We start from the raw sequence: 16,875 nt of genomic DNA on the forward strand, positions 1-16,875 counted from the left end.
ACCTTGACGTCTTTCGTCGTAGCCAGGCTGCGTATAATACGGCAACCAGTTTCGAAGTCAAGCACATATTAATGCTTTATTCAGGAAGTTTAAAAACTAACCGAAGTTGATTTAAACACCTTACTGAACGACGCTTGCCGTGTCAGTGAGGCGCCATTATAGGGATTTAACCTTTACAGGCAAGTGATTTATAAGAAAATAATATAGCACTATCCAGCTTGGTTGTTTACCATGCTATTTGCACATTTAACTAACATTCATGACTATATAAGGACAACAATGAGCACTTCACTTCGAGAATACCAAGGAATAGCACCCAAAATAGCTAACTCTGCTTATATAGATAAGTCAGCAGTCTTAATCGGCGATATAACCATAGCCGATGATGCAAGCATATGGCCACTGGTTGCTGCACGTGGTGATGTAAATAGGATTTCGATTGGTGCCCGTACTAACGTACAAGATGGTTGCGTATTACATGTCACCCGAAAAAGTCCAGCAAACCCAAATGGCATTCCACTACTTATTGGTGACGATGTTACCGTTGGCCATAAAGCCTTATTACATGCTTGTACCATTGGTGACCGAGTATTAATAGGCATGGGTGCAATTGTTCTGGATGGTGCGATTATTGAAGCTGACGTCATGATCGGTGCGGGTACTTTGGTGCCACCAAGAAAAACATTAAAAAGTGGTTACCTGTATATTGGCAGTCCAGCAAAGCAGGCAAGACCATTATCGGGTGAGGAAATCGCATTTTTAAAACTATCAGCCGATAACTACGTTATTCTGAAAAATGAGTATATTGCTGATAGTCAGTAATGTAATAAACAACTCAGCCTAAACCAAAATATCCCTCTAATCGTGTTAGAGGGATATGACATACGACTATTTAATCGTTTTTCTTAATTCGGTGAGTACGGGCAACATGACTGGCGTTATACCACGCCACACTTTAAAACTTTCTGCAGCCTGTCCAACCAACATCCCTAAACCATCAATGACTAACTCTGCACCTTGCTCTATTGCCCATGAATTAAAAGCAGTCGCATCTGCTTTATACATCATGTCATAACAAACGGTTCCTTTACGGACAAGTGTCGGGGCAATAGGAGGAACTAAACCAGAAAGACTTGCAGAGGTAGAATTAATGATAAGGTCAAAATCACCCACTAATGCAGTAAAACGACAAGCATTAACATTGCCTTTATCCTGAAAGAGGGTCGCTAACGCATGTGCCTTGGCATCAGTTCGATTGGCGATAACCAGTTCTTGGATACCTTGATCTAATAATGGACCAATGACACCACGTGCAGCACCGCCAGCTCCTAGTAACAGGATACGTTTATTAGCAAGTTCCATATATTGCTGTAAATCATGTACAAGACCAAAGCCATCAGTATTATCACCGATCACATCACCATCTGCAGTCAATACTAATGTATTAACGGCACCAGCGAGCTTTGCTCTCGGTGTGAGTTGCTGCGCAAATGCAAACGCTTCTTCCTTAAAAGGAACCGTAATATTGCAACCTTTACCACCTTGCGAAAAAAAGGCTGTCATTGCTTGAGCAAAACCATCAATAGGTGCTTCGATTGCTTGATAACTCAATTGCTGTGCTGTTTGCTGCGCAAATAGGGTGTGGATCATCGGTGATTTACTGTGGTTTATTGGATTACCAAATACGGCATAACGATCCATACTGCACAACTCCTGTAATGAGATAGATAAATAAGCACCTAGTAAACAACGTTCTAGCTGTAATGGTCAATAGATATTAACGAGATAAAAATACTTAGCGGTAGATTCGGCCAGTCACAGCGTCAGTGATCGTCGTTGGTTGTGCAAGTTCACCAACCGTTTCATCAACAATAGCGCCAAGTAGGGGGGCAAGTTGTTGAGTGACTTCTGCCGTTGTCACGCATGGCGTTAGTCCCGTTAAATTAGCACTGGTAGAAGTAATAGGTCCACCAAAAGCCAAACACAATCTTTGAACCGTCGGATGTGCAGAAACACGAACAGCAATACTATCAAATTGTCCGGTTAACCATTTGGGTACTTGCGCTTTAGCTGGCATAACCCAAGTCGCAGGACCAGGCCAAGTTTGATTAATGCGTTCTATTTGCTGAACGGTTAATTTACTCAAATCAACATAGTGCTCTAATTGCGCTAAATTAGCAGCAATCAAGATCAAGCCTTTTTCAATCGGGCGTTGTTTAATGGTTAATAGGCGTAGTACGGCTGTTTCATTCATTGGATCGCAACCCAAGCCAAATACAGCTTCAGTTGGATAAGCAATAACTTGCTGGTTGTGTAACGCGGCAACTGCGTTGCTAATAGCGGTTAAATTGTTCACAGGAATATATCTATTATTAATAGTCATAAATAAAAATGGTAGCTTACGCTACCATTTCTTACTCTATAACGACAGTTATAAGCTTAGTTTATTACCAATTACAGCGACAGTGCTTTTAACTTAATTTGTAATGCTGCATCTTTAGCTATAATGCTTTCTGCATTCGCTTGACGCTCAGCTTTTACTTTAGCCGCCATCTCTGGATTACCGATTGCTAACATTTGTGCTGCAAGGTAACCCGCATTTTTAGCACCAGCACTACCGATTGCTACAGAAGCAACAGGTACACCACCAGGCATTTGCACTGTTGATAGTAAAGCATCCATACCTTGTAACGGGCCTGCGTCAATTGGTACACCAATAACAGGATGAGTAGTAATACCTGCTACTGCGCCAGCTAAATGCGCAGCAAGACCTGCTGCACAGATAAATACAGCACAACCACGACTTTCAGCATCAGTCACATACGCATGTGTCGCTGCTGGAGTACGGTGAGCAGAAGTTACTTTCACTTCGTACTTAATTTCAAATGATTTAAGTACGTTCAGTGTCGCCTGCATGACAGGTAAATCTGAATCTGAGCCCATTAATACTGCAACAAATTGTGTAGACATAATTATTCCCTTTCCGTATGAGTTATTTTTAATTGGTTAAATTAATCGATAGTGTTGATCACTATTCTAATAAAGCACGCTTATAGCCACAGCTTTTCTGTGGACAGATAAGTTGTTTTCCATTACTGGTTTTCTTTTCCACTAAAATACCCCAATGACACTCAGGGCATTCTTCTGAAACAGGTTTGAAATTAATAATGTATTTACACTTAGGGTATTTATTACAAGAATAAAATATCTTTCCGAAACGCGATTTCTTCTGCAGTAAATCACCCGATTTACACTGTGGACAACTAATGCCAGTCTCATCTGGTGTTTCTGTTTTGGACATATAATTGCAAGTAGGAAATTGGGTGCAACCGATAAAGAAGCCATAACGGCCACGCTTCAGTGCGAGCTCATGCTGACATTCAGGACATTCTGAGCCGACAAGGACTTTGTCATCTTCGAAATGGGATTGATTTGATAATGGGCGTGAATAATCACAAGTTGGATAATTATTGCAACCTAAAAAAGGCCCCGATTTGGCATTCTTAATACTTAACTCAGCACCGCATTGCGGGCACGTCTCGTACTCTTTCTCCAAGGCATGTTCATGAACTGTAAATAATTTGTCGTCATTTTTAGACATTTGAACAATTTTTAAGTGAATAATTGATGGGCGAATATTAGCAAAATTGACATTTTATGCCAGTATTTAATGTAATTAAAATCACCCGATCACTGTATCATGAAAGTTTAATGCAAGTAGTTGTGCTCTTTAGCATGCACTAATTCTTCCATTTGCAAATAGGCTTCCTCACCGTCAGGCACGTTGAATAACACCATTAAAATGACCCACTTAATATCATCGAGATCTAAATTAGTATTTTCCAATTCAACTAATCGCGCAATTGCCATTTCTCTGGTTTCAATATTAAGTACAGAAATATGTTCTAAAAAGAGGAGAAAACCACGACATTCAGTATTGATATAGAATTGCTCAGCGTCAGTGTAAACTCGCATCGAGCTCACACTAGATACCTGTAGATGTGTTTGCACACCACCATCACGCATCTCGACTAAATTCTCAATCCATGTCATTGCTTTAAGTATTTCAGCTTCAGCAAAACCAGCCTCAAGTAACTCATCGAGCAAGTTATCTCGATCAACTAAAAACTCAGATTCATTTTGTTCATAAAAATTTTCGAAAAGATAAATCAGTACATCTAACATTAGCCCCTCCGTTGCGATCTCACATAACCACCAGGCACAGCATTGATCCAGTTATCAAGTTCTAGTTCAATTAAACTCGTTAATACTTGGCTAACGGGTTGTTGGCTGCGCTCAGCAATTAGATCTGCTGTCGTTACTTCATAACCGACACTATCTAAGATAATTTGATTTGGCAATGAAACAGTTTCTGGATCCGCGCTGAACAGGTCTGTTTGTTCAAAATTCGTACGTACATTTATATATGTAAGTTCATCGGTAATATCGCTGGTTTGAGTAATCAACTTAGCCCCCTGCTGGATTAAAAAATGGCAGCCAGCAGCCATCGGATTATCAATCGCCCCAGGCAGCGCAAAGACTTCTCGGCCTTGTTCAAGTGCACAACGTGCTGAAATTAATGAACCGCTGTTCAATGCGGCCTCTATCACTACAACACCCAGTGATAAGCCACTGACGATTCGATTACGACGGGGAAAATGTTCTGGTCTGGCTTGGGTAAAAGGACTAAATTCAGAAACTAATGCGCCGTGTTCTCGGATCTGCTGCGCTAATTTTTGGTGACGTTTAGGATAAATATTGGCTAACCCCGTCCCTAACACCGCAATAGTATGCCCTTTGGCTGCGAGTACACTGCGGTGACACTCACTATCGACGCCAATAGCAAGACCACTGGTGACAACTAATCCCACCTGAACGAGTTCTGCAGCAAAACTGTGGGCATGCCGCTTGCCATAATAACTTGGCGCGCGCGTACCAACCATGGCGATTTGTGGTTTCGATATTAATTCAACATTACCTTCGACATACAAAAGCAAAGGGGGTGAAGGGATATTTTTTAATGCCAATGGGTACTGACTTGTGGTGATTGGGAGCAAGTAACGATTATCTTGTTCTGCAAGCCAAGTTAAGGTGTGATCAATAGCCGCCCAGTTTGGATTGAGTATGGCCTGTTGCTGCGCAGTATCTAAACCAAGCGATTGTAGATACTGCGCAGACCCGGTAAATAATTTAGCTAATGATGTTTTTTGCAGTAATTTTAGCGCCCTACTGCCCCCTATTTTCGGAACATCGCATAACGCTAACCAATACTTATCTTGCTCATTAACCATAATTACACTTTACACTCTAGTTATCATAAGTTACTTACCTTATCGTTAAGTTTAATCACTTGTGAGCTATGTGTAATAAGCGCAAGGCTAACTTTGTCGTAAACTTTGAACACCATCATTTCTCCGACTCGTTCATCTGGGAGCTGTAGCTCATTTTTATCAGAAAATAGCTTATCGTATTGATTAACTTGATCACTATAGTCAAAGTCTAGATCTTGCTCATGACGGATAATCGTTTTACCGCGTTTTAAGACGGCAAACACATCTCCGGCACCAACGCTGTCGCGCCAGCCACGATTGATGACCACAACGTCATTTTTACCAATCGCACTGTATTGTTCATCAGCCGCGACAATCAAACCATCATCAGCCAACTGAAAATTACGCGGTTGGAAATAAACCGGTAATCGATCTTGTTCTGGCATCGGCAGTAATCGGTCACCTTTACGCGCTTCTTTACTACTTTTCAAAATCAGTAATTTTGCAGGGATCGTTTCAGTACCGGTATTAACAACCCGCGCTATCGCAATGAACTCGACTTCGTTACCTAATTTTTCATTAGTAACAGGATCTGTATATGTACGACCACGGCGATAAATACCGTATTGACCCGGTTTTAACGAGCTTGATGCAAAAATACTGTGACCAACAATAAATGTACTATTACCATCATTATTGCCTAAGATCACAGGAGCCTGTTTTAATTTATCATCGGCAGCGACGTAGTCACGACTTAAAAAAGAATTGATTAATTTTAACGGGATTGTCGGAATAGCGCGGCTACCTTTTAATTCAGGTCGCGCTTTAGGGGACACTTTTAATATCCGCTTACGAACATGATTACGAACTAAACGGGGTTGTCCATCAACAAAGATTAATTGTAGTTTATCACCGGGGTAGATAAGATGCGGATCATCAAGTTCCGGGTTGGCATCCCATAACTGCGGCCATAACCACGGACTCTGTAAATACTTATTTGATATATCCCAAAGCGTATCACCGTCTTTGACGATGTATTCAGTGGGATATTGATTTTTTAAGTTTAAGCTATCAGCATGCGCTAAAAAGGGTAAAATAGCAGCCAAAGCAAAGATCAAACGACGTTTTATGGACATATCCTTTCCTAATTGTTGTTTGAACGCTTATATTTATAGTGATTATTGTAACGTTATACGTCAAAATTAAGCGTTATTTGAATCCATTCAAAATAAGAAAGTACCATGGCTATATTAGAAGTTTTACACTTTCCTGATGATCGATTAAAAATGATTGCTCAACCTGTGCAGGAAATCACACTAGCGACGCAAACCATCATCGATGACATGCTCGAAACCATGTATGCCGAAGAAGGCATCGGGTTAGCCGCTGTACAAGTCAATATTTTACAACGTATTGTTGTTATCGATGTGTCAGGAACACGTAATGAACCTCTAGTCCTTATAAACCCAGTCATTACCGAAAAATCCGGCGATACGGGAATTGAAGAAGGCTGCCTATCGGTACCAGATTCACGGGCTTTTGTCTCACGCGCAGAAAGCGTAACAGTGACAGCAATAGACCGTGAAGGTAATGAGCTTACACTAGAAGCCCATGATTTATTAGCCATTTGTTTACAGCACGAATTGGATCATCTAGATGGTAAACTGTTCATTGACTATTTATCACCGTTAAAGCAGTTAAGAATTCGGAAAAAGCTAGAAAAACTAGCACGTCAAAATAAATAAGAATACAAAATAGGAATTAACCTTGACCAAACCATTACGCATTATTTTTGCAGGCACCCCTGATTTTGCCGCAAAACACCTCTCTGCATTACTTAATTCAGAGCATCAAGTGATCGCGGTATATAGCCAACCCGATCGCCCAGCAGGTCGCGGCAAAAAATTAAAACCAAGTGACGTAAAACAACTTGCTGTTAGCCATGACATTCCTGTATATCAACCCGCTAGTTTACGTAATGAAGAAGCACAACAAGCATTATCGGCATTAGATGCGGATTTGATGGTTGTCGTGGCGTATGGTTTGATCTTGCCACAAGTGGTATTGGATACGCCGCGTTTAGGTTGTATTAACGTACACGGTTCATTATTACCAAGATGGCGTGGTGCAGCACCAATCCAGCGTTCAATCTGGGCCGGTGATGCAGAAACAGGCGTCACTATTATGCAAATGGACTTAGGCCTTGATACAGGTGCTATGTTGCATAAAGTAACCTGTCCGATTGCGGTTGATGAAACCAGTGCCAGTTTATATGACAAACTTGCCGAGCTTGGTCCACAAGGTTTGCTAGAAACATTAGCACAAATCAGTGACAACACTGCCGTTGCTGAAGTGCAAGATGACGAACAATCAAACTATGCAGCAAAACTAAGTAAAGAAGAAGCCAACATAGATTGGACTCAATCTGCTGTAGAAATTGAACGTCAAGTACGTGCTTTTAACCCTTGGCCTGTAAGCTATACACAAATTGCCGAACAAAATGTTAAGATCTGGCAAGCAAGCGTGAGTGAAGAAACCACTAACGCGCAACCAGGCACCGTACTAGCAGCAACAAAAATCGGCATCCAAGTTGCTACGGGTGATGGCGTATTAACGCTATTAAACCTGCAACTTGCCGGGAAAAAAGCCATGCCAGTTCAAGACATCCTAAACGCTCGTAAAGAGTGGTTTACTGTTGGTCAATTACTAAATTCTATTTAATACTTATAACCGCTCAATCGTATTGGGCGGTTTTACCTCGGATATATATACATGAAAACCAGAGCTAGCGCCGCAAAAGTACTTTACCAAGTTGTTGATAGAGGTCAGTCATTGACGACAGCCTTACCAATTGCTCAGCAATTATTACCAGCCAAGGATCGTGCTTTACTACAGGAGATCTGTTACGGCGTACTGCGCTGGTTACCGCGCCTCGAGTTTATTAGTCGCCAATTAATGAGCAAACCATTAATCGGTAAACAAAGACCTGTGCACTTCTTAATTTTGGTGGGTTTATATCAGTTAAAATACATGCGTATCCCTGCTCATGCTGCAGTAGCAGAAACAGTAAACGCAATCAAAGTATTAAAATCACCTAAATTAAGTGGTTTAGTTAATGCTATTTTACGTAATTACCAACGTCAACAAGACGACCTAGAAACGCTAGCAGACGGTAATGATGCCTGTAAATTTGGTCATCCAGGTTGGTTAATCAAACGTATTAAAGCTGCTTACCCAAAACAGTGGCAAGCGGTATTAATAGCCAACAATGAACGCCCACCAATGTGGATCCGCGTGAACGAGCAGCATCATAACCGCGCAGATTATCAAGCATTACTCGCAGCAGACGAGATCGTTGCTGAGATAGTAGAAAGTGCAGATTCAGCATTACGCTTAGAAAAACCGACTGATGTGTACAAACTTGCAGGTTTTGCTGAAGGCCACAGTTCAGTACAAGATGGCGCAGCGCAATTTGCAGCGCAATTCTTAGATGCTCAACCAGGTGAGCTAGTACTTGATGCATGTGCAGCACCCGGAGGCAAAACAGCCCACATTTTAGAGCGACAACCGGCACTTAAACACCTTGTTGCGGTAGATTTTGATGAAACGCGTCTAGCACGTGTACAAGAAAATTTAACGCGTATGCAGTTAGAGGCTGAGTTAATTCACGGTGATGCAAGCAAGCCTGAAGATTGGTGGAAAGGTGACAAATTCGACCGTATCTTATTAGATGCGCCTTGTAGTGCAACCGGTGTAATTCGTCGTCACCCTGATATTAAATGGCTACGTCGCGACAGTGATATTGCCCCATTAGTACAACTGCAAGCAGAAATCTTAGATGCGATGTGGCTGCAACTAAAACCAGGTGGCACCTTGTTATACGCAACCTGTTCTATTTTACCGGCAGAAAACAGTGAACAGATTAGTCAATTTGTTGCTCGCACGCCGGACGCAATGCTAGTTCCATTAATCGCAAACAGTGATGATCAAGCATTTAGCTGGCAGATCCTACCGAATACCCAAGGTATGGATGGTTTCTTCTACGCGAAGTTACAAAAAAAAGCTTAACGGTATAGCCGCTATAGCCAACTGATACATCATTATCAGTTGGCTATAAACTATTGGCGTTATTAAACTTTTTTCTTGATTGAACATTTTCTTTATTAAACACTGGCTTAGTTCGACTTTAACTTAGATAGGCGTAGAATAGCGAAATCAAACAGATCACGACAATTTTATTTGGTGCGAGGTTAAATGAAAATTATCATTATTGGTGCAGGCCAAGTCGGCGGCACACTAGCTGAAAATTTAGTCGGTGAGAATAATGACATTACCATTATCGACCGCGATGGCAACAGCCTAAGAAACTTACAAGATAAATTTGATTTACGGGTTGTGGAAGGTCACGGGGCTAACCCAGACGTACTGCGCGAAGCAGGTGCACAAGATGCAGATATGCTCGTTGCAGTAACCAACAACGACGAAACCAATATGATCGCCTGTCAAATTGCTTACACCCTCTTTAATACCCCAAATAAAATCGCGCGGATCAGAAACGAATCTTATCTAAACCACAAAGACACCTTGTTCCATAACGGTGCGATTGCGGTTGATCATTTAATTGCACCCGAGCAACTCGTTACCGATTATATTAAGCGTCTTATCGACTACCCTGGCGCATTGCAAGTGGTTAACTTTGCCAATAACAAAGTCGGACTGGTGGCATTGAAAGCTTATTACGGCGGTCCATTGGTTGGTAATGCGCTAGCCGCATTGCGTGAACACATGCCCAATGTTGAAGCGCGTGTAGCGGCGATTTTCCGTCAAGGTAAACCGATCCGGCCACTCGGCACCACGATTATTGAAGCCGATGACGAAGTTTTCTTTGTCTCTGCAAGTAATAATATCCGCGCGGTGATGAGTGAGTTACAAAAACTCGAAAAACCTTATCGTCGTATTATTATTGCAGGCGGTGGTAACATTGGCGCAGCGCTCGCAAGTCGTTTAGAACGTGATTACTCGGTCAAACTCATCGAACGTAATATTACCCGCGCCGAACAGTTATCAGAAATGCTCAACAATACCATCGTGTTCTGTGGCGATGCATCGGATCAAGAACTGCTTAATGAAGAGCATATTGACCAAACCGATGTATTTATTGCCGTAACCAATGATGATGAAGCCAATATCATGTCCGCCATGTTAGCCAAACGCATGGGCGCTAAAAAAGCCATGGTACTGATTCAACGTGGGGCTTATGTGGACCTTGTGCAAGGCGGCACCATTGATATTGCTATTTCACCGCAGCAAGCCACTATCTCAGCGCTATTAACGCACGTACGTCGTGCTGATATTGCTAATGTTTACTCGTTACGTCGTGGTGCAGCCGAAGCTATTGAAGCCATTGCTCATGGTGACAAATTAACATCACGCGTGGTTGGCCGCGCTATCGGCAGTTTAAAACTACCTGTTGGTACCACGATCGGCGCCATTGTACGTAAAGATGCCGTGTTAATCGCACATGACAACACAGTGATTGAACAAGATGATCACGTGGTGATGTTCTTGGTTGATAAAAAGTTTATCCCTGATGTTGAAAAACTTTTCCAACCTAGTCCATTTTTCTTATAAACACGCACAGAAGCTTGTTTCATGGTTAATTTAAAACCTATATTGTTCATGGCAAGTGTGGTGCTACGCGCCCTTGCCTTGTTTATGATCGCGCCCTTGGTATTAGCCATATATACCGATGGCCATGGCGTGCCCGAATTCTTTAAATCCATTGTTATCACCACCATTGCATCGGGTTTATTTTGGCATAAAGGTCGTTCCAAAGAATTCAAACTCGGGATCCGCGAAATGTTTTTGCTGACCACCTGTGTCTGGATAATTGCGTCTGCCTTTGCCGCCCTACCACTGATGCTGATCCAGCATATTAGTTATACCGATGCCTATTTCGAAACCATGTCAGGCATCACCACCACAGGTTCCACCGTATTATCGAACTTAGATACCACAGCCCATAGCGTCCTGTTATGGCGCTCTATTCTACAATGGTTAGGCGGTGTTGGTTTTGTGGTGATGGGAGTGGCAGTATTACCTTATTTAAACGTCGGTGGTATGCGTCTATTCCAAACTGAATCGTCTGATTGGTCGGATAAAAACACCGCGAAAACACAGCATACTGCTGCCTACATCATGTATATCTATGTAAGCTTAACCGTGTTGTGCTATTTCGGTTATCTGACGGCAGGAATGAGTAGTTTCGAAGCCATTAACCATGCGATGACCACGCTATCAACAGGGGGCTATTCAACCTCAGATCAATCGATGGCGCACTTCTCCAATGCAGCACAATGGAATGGTACCTTCTTTATGTTTTTGGGGGGGTTGCCTTTCTTGCTCTTGATCACTGCAATTCATCGTCGCAATATCAAAGTGCTTCTCAAGGACGCTCAGATCATCGGCTTTGCCAAACTGGTCCTGATAATGACACTTACTATGTCGATCTACCTCTGGCAAAAAGATGTTTTCAGCCTCAGTGATGCTATACGTATTAGCATGTTTAATATCGTATCAGTAGTCACGACGACAGGGTTCGGCTTAACAGATTTCGGCACTTGGGGTGAATTTACCACGGTATTATTTGCTGGTTTGATGTTTACAGGAGCCTGTTCTGGCTCGACATCTGGCGGTATTAAAATTTTCCGTTTTCAAATTGCATTTACGTTATTCCGTAAGCAAATGTCACAGTTAGTACATCCATCAGGCGTATTCAGACAGCACTACAACGGTCGTCATGTCAATGATGTGATAGTGCGTTCCGTTGTTGCTTTTGGCAGTGCTTTCATTGCTACAATCGCCATATTAGCGGCGGTATTGAGCCTTCTCGGCTTAGATCCTATCACCAGTATTACCGGCGCCATAACGGCGGTTGCCAATGTCGGTCCCGGATTAGGTCCCGTCATTGGTCCATCGGGTAACTTTGCGAGTTTACCTGATAGTGCAAAATGGGCGCTGAGTCTAGGTATGTTGATGGGGCGACTAGAGATCATGACAGTGTTAGTGCTTGTCACCCCCGCATTTTGGAAAGGTTAACCGCAGCGAAGTGGTTATTCCAATAAGTTTACGCTGCTTTTTTCGATCAGATCGGCAGGTAATGGTTTTTTAACTTCGACACCCAGCTCAACAAACTGCTGGGCTTGTTTAATTAAATTACCTTTGCCTGTCGCTAACCGTTTCATCGCCGAATCATAACTGTCTTGGGCTCTATCTAAGGCCACGCCCATATCTTGCATATCGTCACTAAACAAGCGTAACTTCTCATAGATCTTACCCGCACGTTCCGCAATTAACTGGGCATTTTGGTTCTGACGTTCATAACGCCACAAATTATCGATGGTACGCAGCGCAACCAATAAATTCGTGGGGCTAACTAACATAATGTTATTATCTAACGCGAACTTCATCAAACTTGGATCCGCTTCTAGCGCCGCTAAAAAGGCCGGTTCAACAGCCACAAACAGCAACACATAATCGAGGGTTTTGAGTCCTTGCAACAAATGATAATCTTTACGGCCAAGTTCTCGGATATGGCTACGTACAGATACCACATGCTCCTGTAGTGCTTGTTTACGGGTTACCTCATCCTCAGCATTGAAATAACGCTCATAAGCCGTTAATGACACCTTAGAATCAACAACCACATCCTTGTCTTGGGGCAAATGCACGATAACATCCGGCTGAAAGCGTTTTCCGTGTTCATTGTTTAAGCTCACTTGGACGTCATATTCATGCCCTTCACGTAACCCCGACTCCGACAAGATCCTCGCGAGAATAACTTCCCCCCAATTTCCTTGTTGCTTATTATCTCCTTTCAGCGCTTTGGTCAGGTTCGCCGTTTCACTCGACATCAGCTGATAAACTTGCTGTAACCGGGCAACTTCAGATTGTAAACTGTGGCGCTCTTTGGCTTCATTAGAGTAAACATCTTGCACTTGCTGCTTAAAGCCCTCGAGTTGGGTTTTTAATGGCGACAACAGTAATTCCACACTAGACTTATTGAGTTGTTGGAAATTGTCGGTCTTACTATCAAAAATCTTATTCGCCAAATTTTCGAACTGTTGTTGCAAGCGTTGCTCTGATTGCGCTTGCATGGCCAGCTTATCTTCACTGGCTTGGCGTTCAGTCTGCAGACGAATATCACTTTCACGTAATCGCGACATCAATTTAATCAGCTGATTATTTTGCGATTCTAATTTTAACTTAATGCCTTCATGCTCTTGTTGTAACTGGCTGTGACTGTAGTTCACATTATCTAATTGTTGCTCTAATAGCTCAACGTCATGACTTAAGGTTTGCATTGACAATATCGCTTGCTGACGTTTGTGAATCGCAATCAGCGCGCAGATGATCGCAACACACGTCGCGGCAATATAGGGGAATAGGGGAAGCAAGGGATCAATACTCATAAAATAGCTTAACGACGAAAAAAGGAGCTGTGCGACAACGTGCGATCGAGATACAACCACACAGCAAGACAACCGAGATAAAGAAAAAAGATGATCCACTTATGATAATTAGCACCACTATCGATGCTCGCAAATGGTACATCACCAATGACGCTGTATAACCAGATAATTAACGGGAAAAACAAGAAAACTAAAAGCTTCCATATAACTTTTAAAGTCGGACGGTGTACAGTTATCGCTTTCATCAACATGATCCTTTAACCATAGCGCTTCACAATGGTATTTAAATGTCAGCGTTAACCTTGCTGAAAATAAATAGCGATGTTAGCCTAACCTGCTCAAGATTAAAACTAATCCACTACGGATAATCGCAATCAGAGCACATTTCAGAGAAAATAATACGGATTAATTAGTCATTCCCCTTGAAACGAGACAAAATACCCCAACTTGTAATCTTCAGCTATTTTTTACCAAAATAGGGTTTTCCCCCTATGTTATGGACAATCAAAATGTCTATTATGCTAATTAATTATAATCCGAATACGAAATAGGTAATATATATGAGCGATTTTATGAATGAAGGCCAAGTAGCCTATTTCAAAGAGAAACTAGAAACAGACCAGCATGAGATCATAACGCGTGTCGAAAATCAGTCAATCAACGTGGTTATTTCTGATAGTAATGAAATGGCCGATGAGATTGACCGTGCCGCAATGGAAGAAGCACATCGCCTTGAGTTAAACCGTATTGAGCACGATAAATTGCACATCAAAAAAATCGTCAAAGCGCTACGTCGTATTGAAAGCGGCGATTATGGTTATTGTGATAGCTGTGGTGATGAAATATCGATTAAACGCTTACAAGCACGCCCTGAGTCGCGTTTATGCTTAGAGTGTCAGTCAACTAAAGAGTTTACTGATCACAGCTTATACCGCCGCTAATCCTAAGTACAATCGAATAACCAGCTCTGGTTGTTATCAATAAAACGATAAAAGATGGAAGGTAATAACAATTGATGTTATTGCTTTCCTCATTTGTCGAACCGTATTAATCTGTCATCTCTCCCACATAACCCGCAATAGGAATGCATCGATGTTAAAGCCATTGTCAGTCAATTTTAAGAAACTCAGTCTATTTACATTACTTGTCAGCAGTGTTGCGTTAAGTGGTTGTAGTGATGATGAATCAGGTAAAATCAGCCTCGGTTTATTTACCACTAAAGACATTAAGATCAACAGCTTCGTTGACCCTGCTATTTCCGGTGTCACTTGTCACGTCAGTCATATTGAAGCAGATTTAGATTTTTCTGATCCGTCAGATATGGGCATAGCCTGTCGCCAAACGGGTGAGATCACCGCGGCGATGTTAGCGACAATTGATACATCAAAAGGTGGCGAAGTAATCTTCAAACAATCAAAAAGCATCTTATTTAAATCACTGAAAATACGTCGTATTTTTGATGCCGATAGCCAAAGTTTATTGTATGTGTCGTACTCGACAAAAGAGATAAATGGGAGTTATAAGCACTCGTTATCAACAGTGCCGTTATGGGCCACAAAAGCTTGGCAGGCTCCAGTAGTAGCACAATAATACCTGCATATTAAAATAATAAAGCCACTGTCATCAGTGGCTTTATTGTTTTAGATGATAACGTTAAATGATTACGCTAAATCGTCTGCAGTTATAAATTAAAATGCCGCAATAACGCCCATGCCAATCACTTCAGAGAATAATAACAATACCGTTGTCAGTGACACCATATTCGGCGTGTACTCTTGCTTGGTATAAAGAGGGATAGTCCACACCGCTAATGCCAGCAATAAAATAATCGCCCGATAAATAACAAATTCTTGGATCACCGGCATATTACTTGACCCTGCATGCATGCTAGCGACAACCAGTAAGCCCAACATCAGCAATACACTGCTCGCGATACCTACGATAGGTAAAATAACATTAAAAGCCTGTAAGCGATGTTTTGCGCGCAATAAGATAACATGCGCGAATACCGCACCTAATAATACCGCTTCTAATAGTAATAATGGTTGTTGCTGTTGCCACAACACTAATAATCCAGTGATCACCGCCAGAGAGATCGGCAAGCGCAACCAAGTACTTGGTATCGCTCGTTTACCTTCAAGGCGAGATTGAATTAAGTTTTGGATTATGCCAATAAATACCGCGATCCCACCGATAACTAAAGTTAACGTCGTTGCATAGATTTCAATGCCAATCATCAGGCCTAACGCGAGGACAGCCCAAATCGAGATCATGTTTTCGGTAATACGTTTACGCTGGCCAGGACAGACTTCGCCTTTCGATAATACCAGCGCTAAAAAACAAGCCGCCGCAATCGGCATCATGACAATAATAGGATAAATTTGTTGATAAAAACTGATTTCAGTCACGCGACAACCCGTTAGTGAATAAATGAAGTGCAAGATTATATCAGTGTCGCGGTAAGGTGATAATCAATAATTACGTAAAACTGACATTGAAAGTGGTCAAGGGAATGGAAATTCAGACAAAAAAAAGCCCATTACCGAAGAATGGGCTTTACCTGCTTATTTTAGACTTTGTTACCATGTTCTTGCTCTGAAATTAATGGTTCAACACCTAATAAACGAGAGAGTAAATCCACCTCGTTAAGATCATCATCAGCTAATTGAACGCTAAGTAATAATGATTCAAATTTACTTTGTTGTAATACTGCCGAGATCCCTGTCATGCCACCTGCTGTTTTTAGCAGTGATGATATTACTGTATTCGCCCCTGATTCTCTTTGTTCTATATCGAGTTTCCCATCCATAACTCCCCCCATAACGCCCCCAGATTTCTATCCCTTAGAAATATAATGAAGGGTTATAACACCACATTCATTCGCGCAGGGAAATAGCCCATTAGATAGTTTGAGAGGTAAAACGGATAAATGACCAAGTGTCATATCAAGCGAGAACAGAAGTGTGAAGTCAGAAACGAAAAAAGCCTGCTCAATGAGCAGGCTTTTCCAGATTCCAATTACTTGGAAATATAAGTGGTCGGTGATAGAGGATTCGAACCTCTGACCCCCTGGTCCCAAACCAGGTGCGCTACCAAGCTGCGCTAATCACCGAACATGGTGCGGAAGGAGAGAC

The 16,875-nt window shown here is 42.0% G+C and carries 19 protein-coding genes and 1 tRNA gene; 8 read left to right on the plus strand and 12 right to left on the minus strand.

Going from position 1 to position 16,875, the window contains the following annotated elements:
• The first annotated feature begins 279 nt into the window (after positions 1 to 279).
• A complete protein-coding gene (locus A923_RS0121280; protein WP_017223708.1) occupies positions 280 to 822 on the plus strand; it encodes a gamma carbonic anhydrase family protein in 543 nt (180 codons plus the stop codon).
• A 66-nt stretch (positions 823 to 888) separates the two neighbouring features.
• Here the strand turns inward: A923_RS0121280 and aroE are convergent, their stop codons facing one another.
• The 7 genes from aroE to A923_RS0121315 form a co-directional block, all read right to left on the minus strand.
• A complete protein-coding gene (aroE, locus tag A923_RS0121285; RefSeq protein ID WP_017223709.1) occupies positions 889 to 1,701 on the minus strand; it encodes a shikimate dehydrogenase in 813 nt (270 codons plus the stop codon).
• A 94-nt stretch (positions 1,702 to 1,795) separates the two neighbouring features.
• Positions 1,796 to 2,383 (minus strand): L-threonylcarbamoyladenylate synthase type 1 TsaC, encoded by a 588-nt coding sequence (tsaC, locus tag A923_RS0121290; RefSeq protein ID WP_017223710.1) that lies wholly within the window; start codon positions 2,381 to 2,383, stop codon positions 1,796 to 1,798.
• Positions 2,384 to 2,454: 71 nt separating this feature from the next.
• Positions 2,455 to 2,970 (minus strand): 5-(carboxyamino)imidazole ribonucleotide mutase, encoded by a 516-nt coding sequence (gene purE, locus A923_RS0121295; protein WP_017223711.1) that lies wholly within the window; start codon positions 2,968 to 2,970, stop codon positions 2,455 to 2,457.
• A gap of 61 nt (positions 2,971 to 3,031) precedes the next feature.
• On the minus strand, positions 3,032 to 3,601 hold the full coding sequence (locus A923_RS0121300; RefSeq protein WP_017223712.1) for a DNA topoisomerase family protein: 570 nt from the start codon (positions 3,599 to 3,601) through the stop codon (positions 3,032 to 3,034).
• Positions 3,602 to 3,708: 107 nt separating this feature from the next.
• On the minus strand, positions 3,709 to 4,185 hold the full coding sequence (locus A923_RS0121305) for a DUF494 family protein (protein WP_017223713.1): 477 nt from the start codon (positions 4,183 to 4,185) through the stop codon (positions 3,709 to 3,711).
• Positions 4,185 to 5,291 carry a DNA-processing protein DprA gene (dprA, locus tag A923_RS0121310; protein ID WP_017223714.1) on the minus strand — a complete coding sequence of 369 codons (1,107 nt, stop codon included), beginning with the start codon at positions 5,289 to 5,291 and terminating at the stop codon, positions 4,185 to 4,187. Before dprA ends, A923_RS0121305 begins: the two co-directional genes overlap by 1 nt.
• Before the next feature lie 23 nt (positions 5,292 to 5,314).
• Positions 5,315 to 6,406, minus strand: coding sequence for a LysM peptidoglycan-binding domain-containing protein (locus tag A923_RS0121315; protein ID WP_017223715.1), 1,092 nt, complete (start codon positions 6,404 to 6,406; stop codon positions 5,315 to 5,317).
• A gap of 105 nt (positions 6,407 to 6,511) precedes the next feature.
• Here A923_RS0121315 and def point away from each other — a divergent pair, with 105 nt between their 5' ends.
• The 5 genes from def to A923_RS0121340 all read left to right on the plus strand — a co-directional run bounded on the left by def (position 6,512) and on the right by A923_RS0121340 (position 12,368).
• Positions 6,512 to 7,015, plus strand: a complete 504-nt coding sequence (gene def, locus A923_RS0121320; protein WP_017223716.1) for a peptide deformylase — start codon at positions 6,512 to 6,514, stop codon at positions 7,013 to 7,015.
• A 22-nt stretch (positions 7,016 to 7,037) separates the two neighbouring features.
• Positions 7,038 to 7,991: a methionyl-tRNA formyltransferase gene (fmt, locus tag A923_RS0121325; RefSeq protein ID WP_017223717.1), complete on the plus strand. Its 954-nt coding sequence runs from the start codon at positions 7,038 to 7,040 to the stop codon at positions 7,989 to 7,991.
• A 51-nt stretch (positions 7,992 to 8,042) separates the two neighbouring features.
• Positions 8,043 to 9,338 carry a 16S rRNA (cytosine(967)-C(5))-methyltransferase RsmB gene (gene rsmB, locus A923_RS0121330; protein WP_017223718.1) on the plus strand — a complete coding sequence of 432 codons (1,296 nt, stop codon included), beginning with the start codon at positions 8,043 to 8,045 and terminating at the stop codon, positions 9,336 to 9,338.
• Positions 9,339 to 9,524: 186 nt separating this feature from the next.
• Positions 9,525 to 10,901 (plus strand): Trk system potassium transporter TrkA, encoded by a 1,377-nt coding sequence (gene trkA, locus A923_RS0121335; RefSeq protein ID WP_017223719.1) that lies wholly within the window; start codon positions 9,525 to 9,527, stop codon positions 10,899 to 10,901.
• A 21-nt stretch (positions 10,902 to 10,922) separates the two neighbouring features.
• Positions 10,923 to 12,368: a TrkH family potassium uptake protein gene (locus tag A923_RS0121340; protein ID WP_017223720.1), complete on the plus strand. Its 1,446-nt coding sequence runs from the start codon at positions 10,923 to 10,925 to the stop codon at positions 12,366 to 12,368.
• Positions 12,369 to 12,382: 14 nt separating this feature from the next.
• Here A923_RS0121340 and rmuC read toward each other — a convergent pair whose 3' ends face one another.
• Together rmuC and A923_RS0121350 are read right to left on the minus strand one after the other, a co-directional pair.
• Positions 12,383 to 13,741 carry a DNA recombination protein RmuC gene (rmuC, locus tag A923_RS22410; protein WP_017223721.1) on the minus strand — a complete coding sequence of 453 codons (1,359 nt, stop codon included), beginning with the start codon at positions 13,739 to 13,741 and terminating at the stop codon, positions 12,383 to 12,385.
• Between the two features lie 8 nt (positions 13,742 to 13,749).
• The gene (locus tag A923_RS0121350; protein ID WP_017223722.1) at positions 13,750 to 13,986 is read right to left on the minus strand and encodes a hypothetical protein; all 237 of its coding nucleotides are present in this window, start codon (positions 13,984 to 13,986) and stop codon (positions 13,750 to 13,752) included.
• Between the two features lie 315 nt (positions 13,987 to 14,301).
• On the opposite strand from A923_RS0121350, the gene A923_RS0121355 reads away from it, so the two are divergent.
• Together A923_RS0121355 and A923_RS0121360 are read left to right on the plus strand one after the other, a co-directional pair.
• Positions 14,302 to 14,682 carry a TraR/DksA family transcriptional regulator gene (locus tag A923_RS0121355; protein ID WP_017223723.1) on the plus strand — a complete coding sequence of 127 codons (381 nt, stop codon included), beginning with the start codon at positions 14,302 to 14,304 and terminating at the stop codon, positions 14,680 to 14,682.
• Between the two features lie 151 nt (positions 14,683 to 14,833).
• Entirely contained in the window at positions 14,834 to 15,331 is a 498-nt protein-coding gene (locus tag A923_RS0121360; protein WP_017223724.1) for a CreA family protein, read from the plus strand.
• 98 nt (positions 15,332 to 15,429) lie between these two features.
• On the opposite strand, the gene A923_RS0121365 is transcribed toward A923_RS0121360, so the two are convergent.
• The 3 genes from A923_RS0121365 to A923_RS0121375 form a co-directional block, all read right to left on the minus strand.
• A complete protein-coding gene (locus tag A923_RS0121365; protein ID WP_017223725.1) occupies positions 15,430 to 16,149 on the minus strand; it encodes a hypothetical protein in 720 nt (239 codons plus the stop codon).
• Between the two features lie 161 nt (positions 16,150 to 16,310).
• Positions 16,311 to 16,550 (minus strand): hypothetical protein, encoded by a 240-nt coding sequence (locus A923_RS0121370; RefSeq protein ID WP_017223726.1) that lies wholly within the window; start codon positions 16,548 to 16,550, stop codon positions 16,311 to 16,313.
• Positions 16,551 to 16,776: 226 nt separating this feature from the next.
• A tRNA-Pro gene (locus A923_RS0121375) sits at positions 16,777 to 16,853 on the minus strand.
• Positions 16,854 to 16,875 lie beyond the last annotated feature (22 nt).

The organism is Moritella dasanensis ArB 0140, from assembly GCF_000276805.1.
In the GTDB taxonomy this organism is placed as follows: Bacteria; Pseudomonadota; Gammaproteobacteria; order Enterobacterales; family Moritellaceae; genus Moritella; species Moritella dasanensis.

Coding starts and splice junctions, on each gene's coding strand:
- A923_RS0121280 (WP_017223708.1), top strand. CDS start 280: ATGAGCACTTCACTTCGAGAATACCAAGGAATAGCACCCAAAATAGCT.
- aroE (WP_017223709.1), bottom strand. CDS start 1,701: ATGGATCGTTATGCCGTATTTGGTAATCCAATAAACCACAGTAAATCA.
- tsaC (WP_017223710.1), bottom strand. CDS start 2,383: ATGACTATTAATAATAGATATATTCCTGTGAACAATTTAACCGCTATT.
- purE (WP_017223711.1), bottom strand. CDS start 2,970: ATGTCTACACAATTTGTTGCAGTATTAATGGGCTCAGATTCAGATTTA.
- A923_RS0121300 (WP_017223712.1), bottom strand. CDS start 3,601: ATGTCTAAAAATGACGACAAATTATTTACAGTTCATGAACATGCCTTG.
- A923_RS0121305 (WP_017223713.1), bottom strand. CDS start 4,185: ATGTTAGATGTACTGATTTATCTTTTCGAAAATTTTTATGAACAAAAT.
- dprA (WP_017223714.1), bottom strand. CDS start 5,291: ATGGTTAATGAGCAAGATAAGTATTGGTTAGCGTTATGCGATGTTCCG.
- A923_RS0121315 (WP_017223715.1), bottom strand. CDS start 6,406: ATGTCCATAAAACGTCGTTTGATCTTTGCTTTGGCTGCTATTTTACCC.
- def (WP_017223716.1), top strand. CDS start 6,512: ATGGCTATATTAGAAGTTTTACACTTTCCTGATGATCGATTAAAAATG.
- rsmB (WP_017223718.1), top strand. CDS start 8,043: ATGAAAACCAGAGCTAGCGCCGCAAAAGTACTTTACCAAGTTGTTGAT.
- trkA (WP_017223719.1), top strand. CDS start 9,525: ATGAAAATTATCATTATTGGTGCAGGCCAAGTCGGCGGCACACTAGCT.
- A923_RS0121340 (WP_017223720.1), top strand. CDS start 10,923: ATGGTTAATTTAAAACCTATATTGTTCATGGCAAGTGTGGTGCTACGC.
- rmuC (WP_017223721.1), bottom strand. CDS start 13,741: ATGAGTATTGATCCCTTGCTTCCCCTATTCCCCTATATTGCCGCGACG.
- A923_RS0121350 (WP_017223722.1), bottom strand. CDS start 13,986: ATGAAAGCGATAACTGTACACCGTCCGACTTTAAAAGTTATATGGAAG.
- A923_RS0121355 (WP_017223723.1), top strand. CDS start 14,302: ATGAGCGATTTTATGAATGAAGGCCAAGTAGCCTATTTCAAAGAGAAA.
- A923_RS0121360 (WP_017223724.1), top strand. CDS start 14,834: ATGTTAAAGCCATTGTCAGTCAATTTTAAGAAACTCAGTCTATTTACA.
- A923_RS0121370 (WP_017223726.1), bottom strand. CDS start 16,550: ATGGATGGGAAACTCGATATAGAACAAAGAGAATCAGGGGCGAATACA.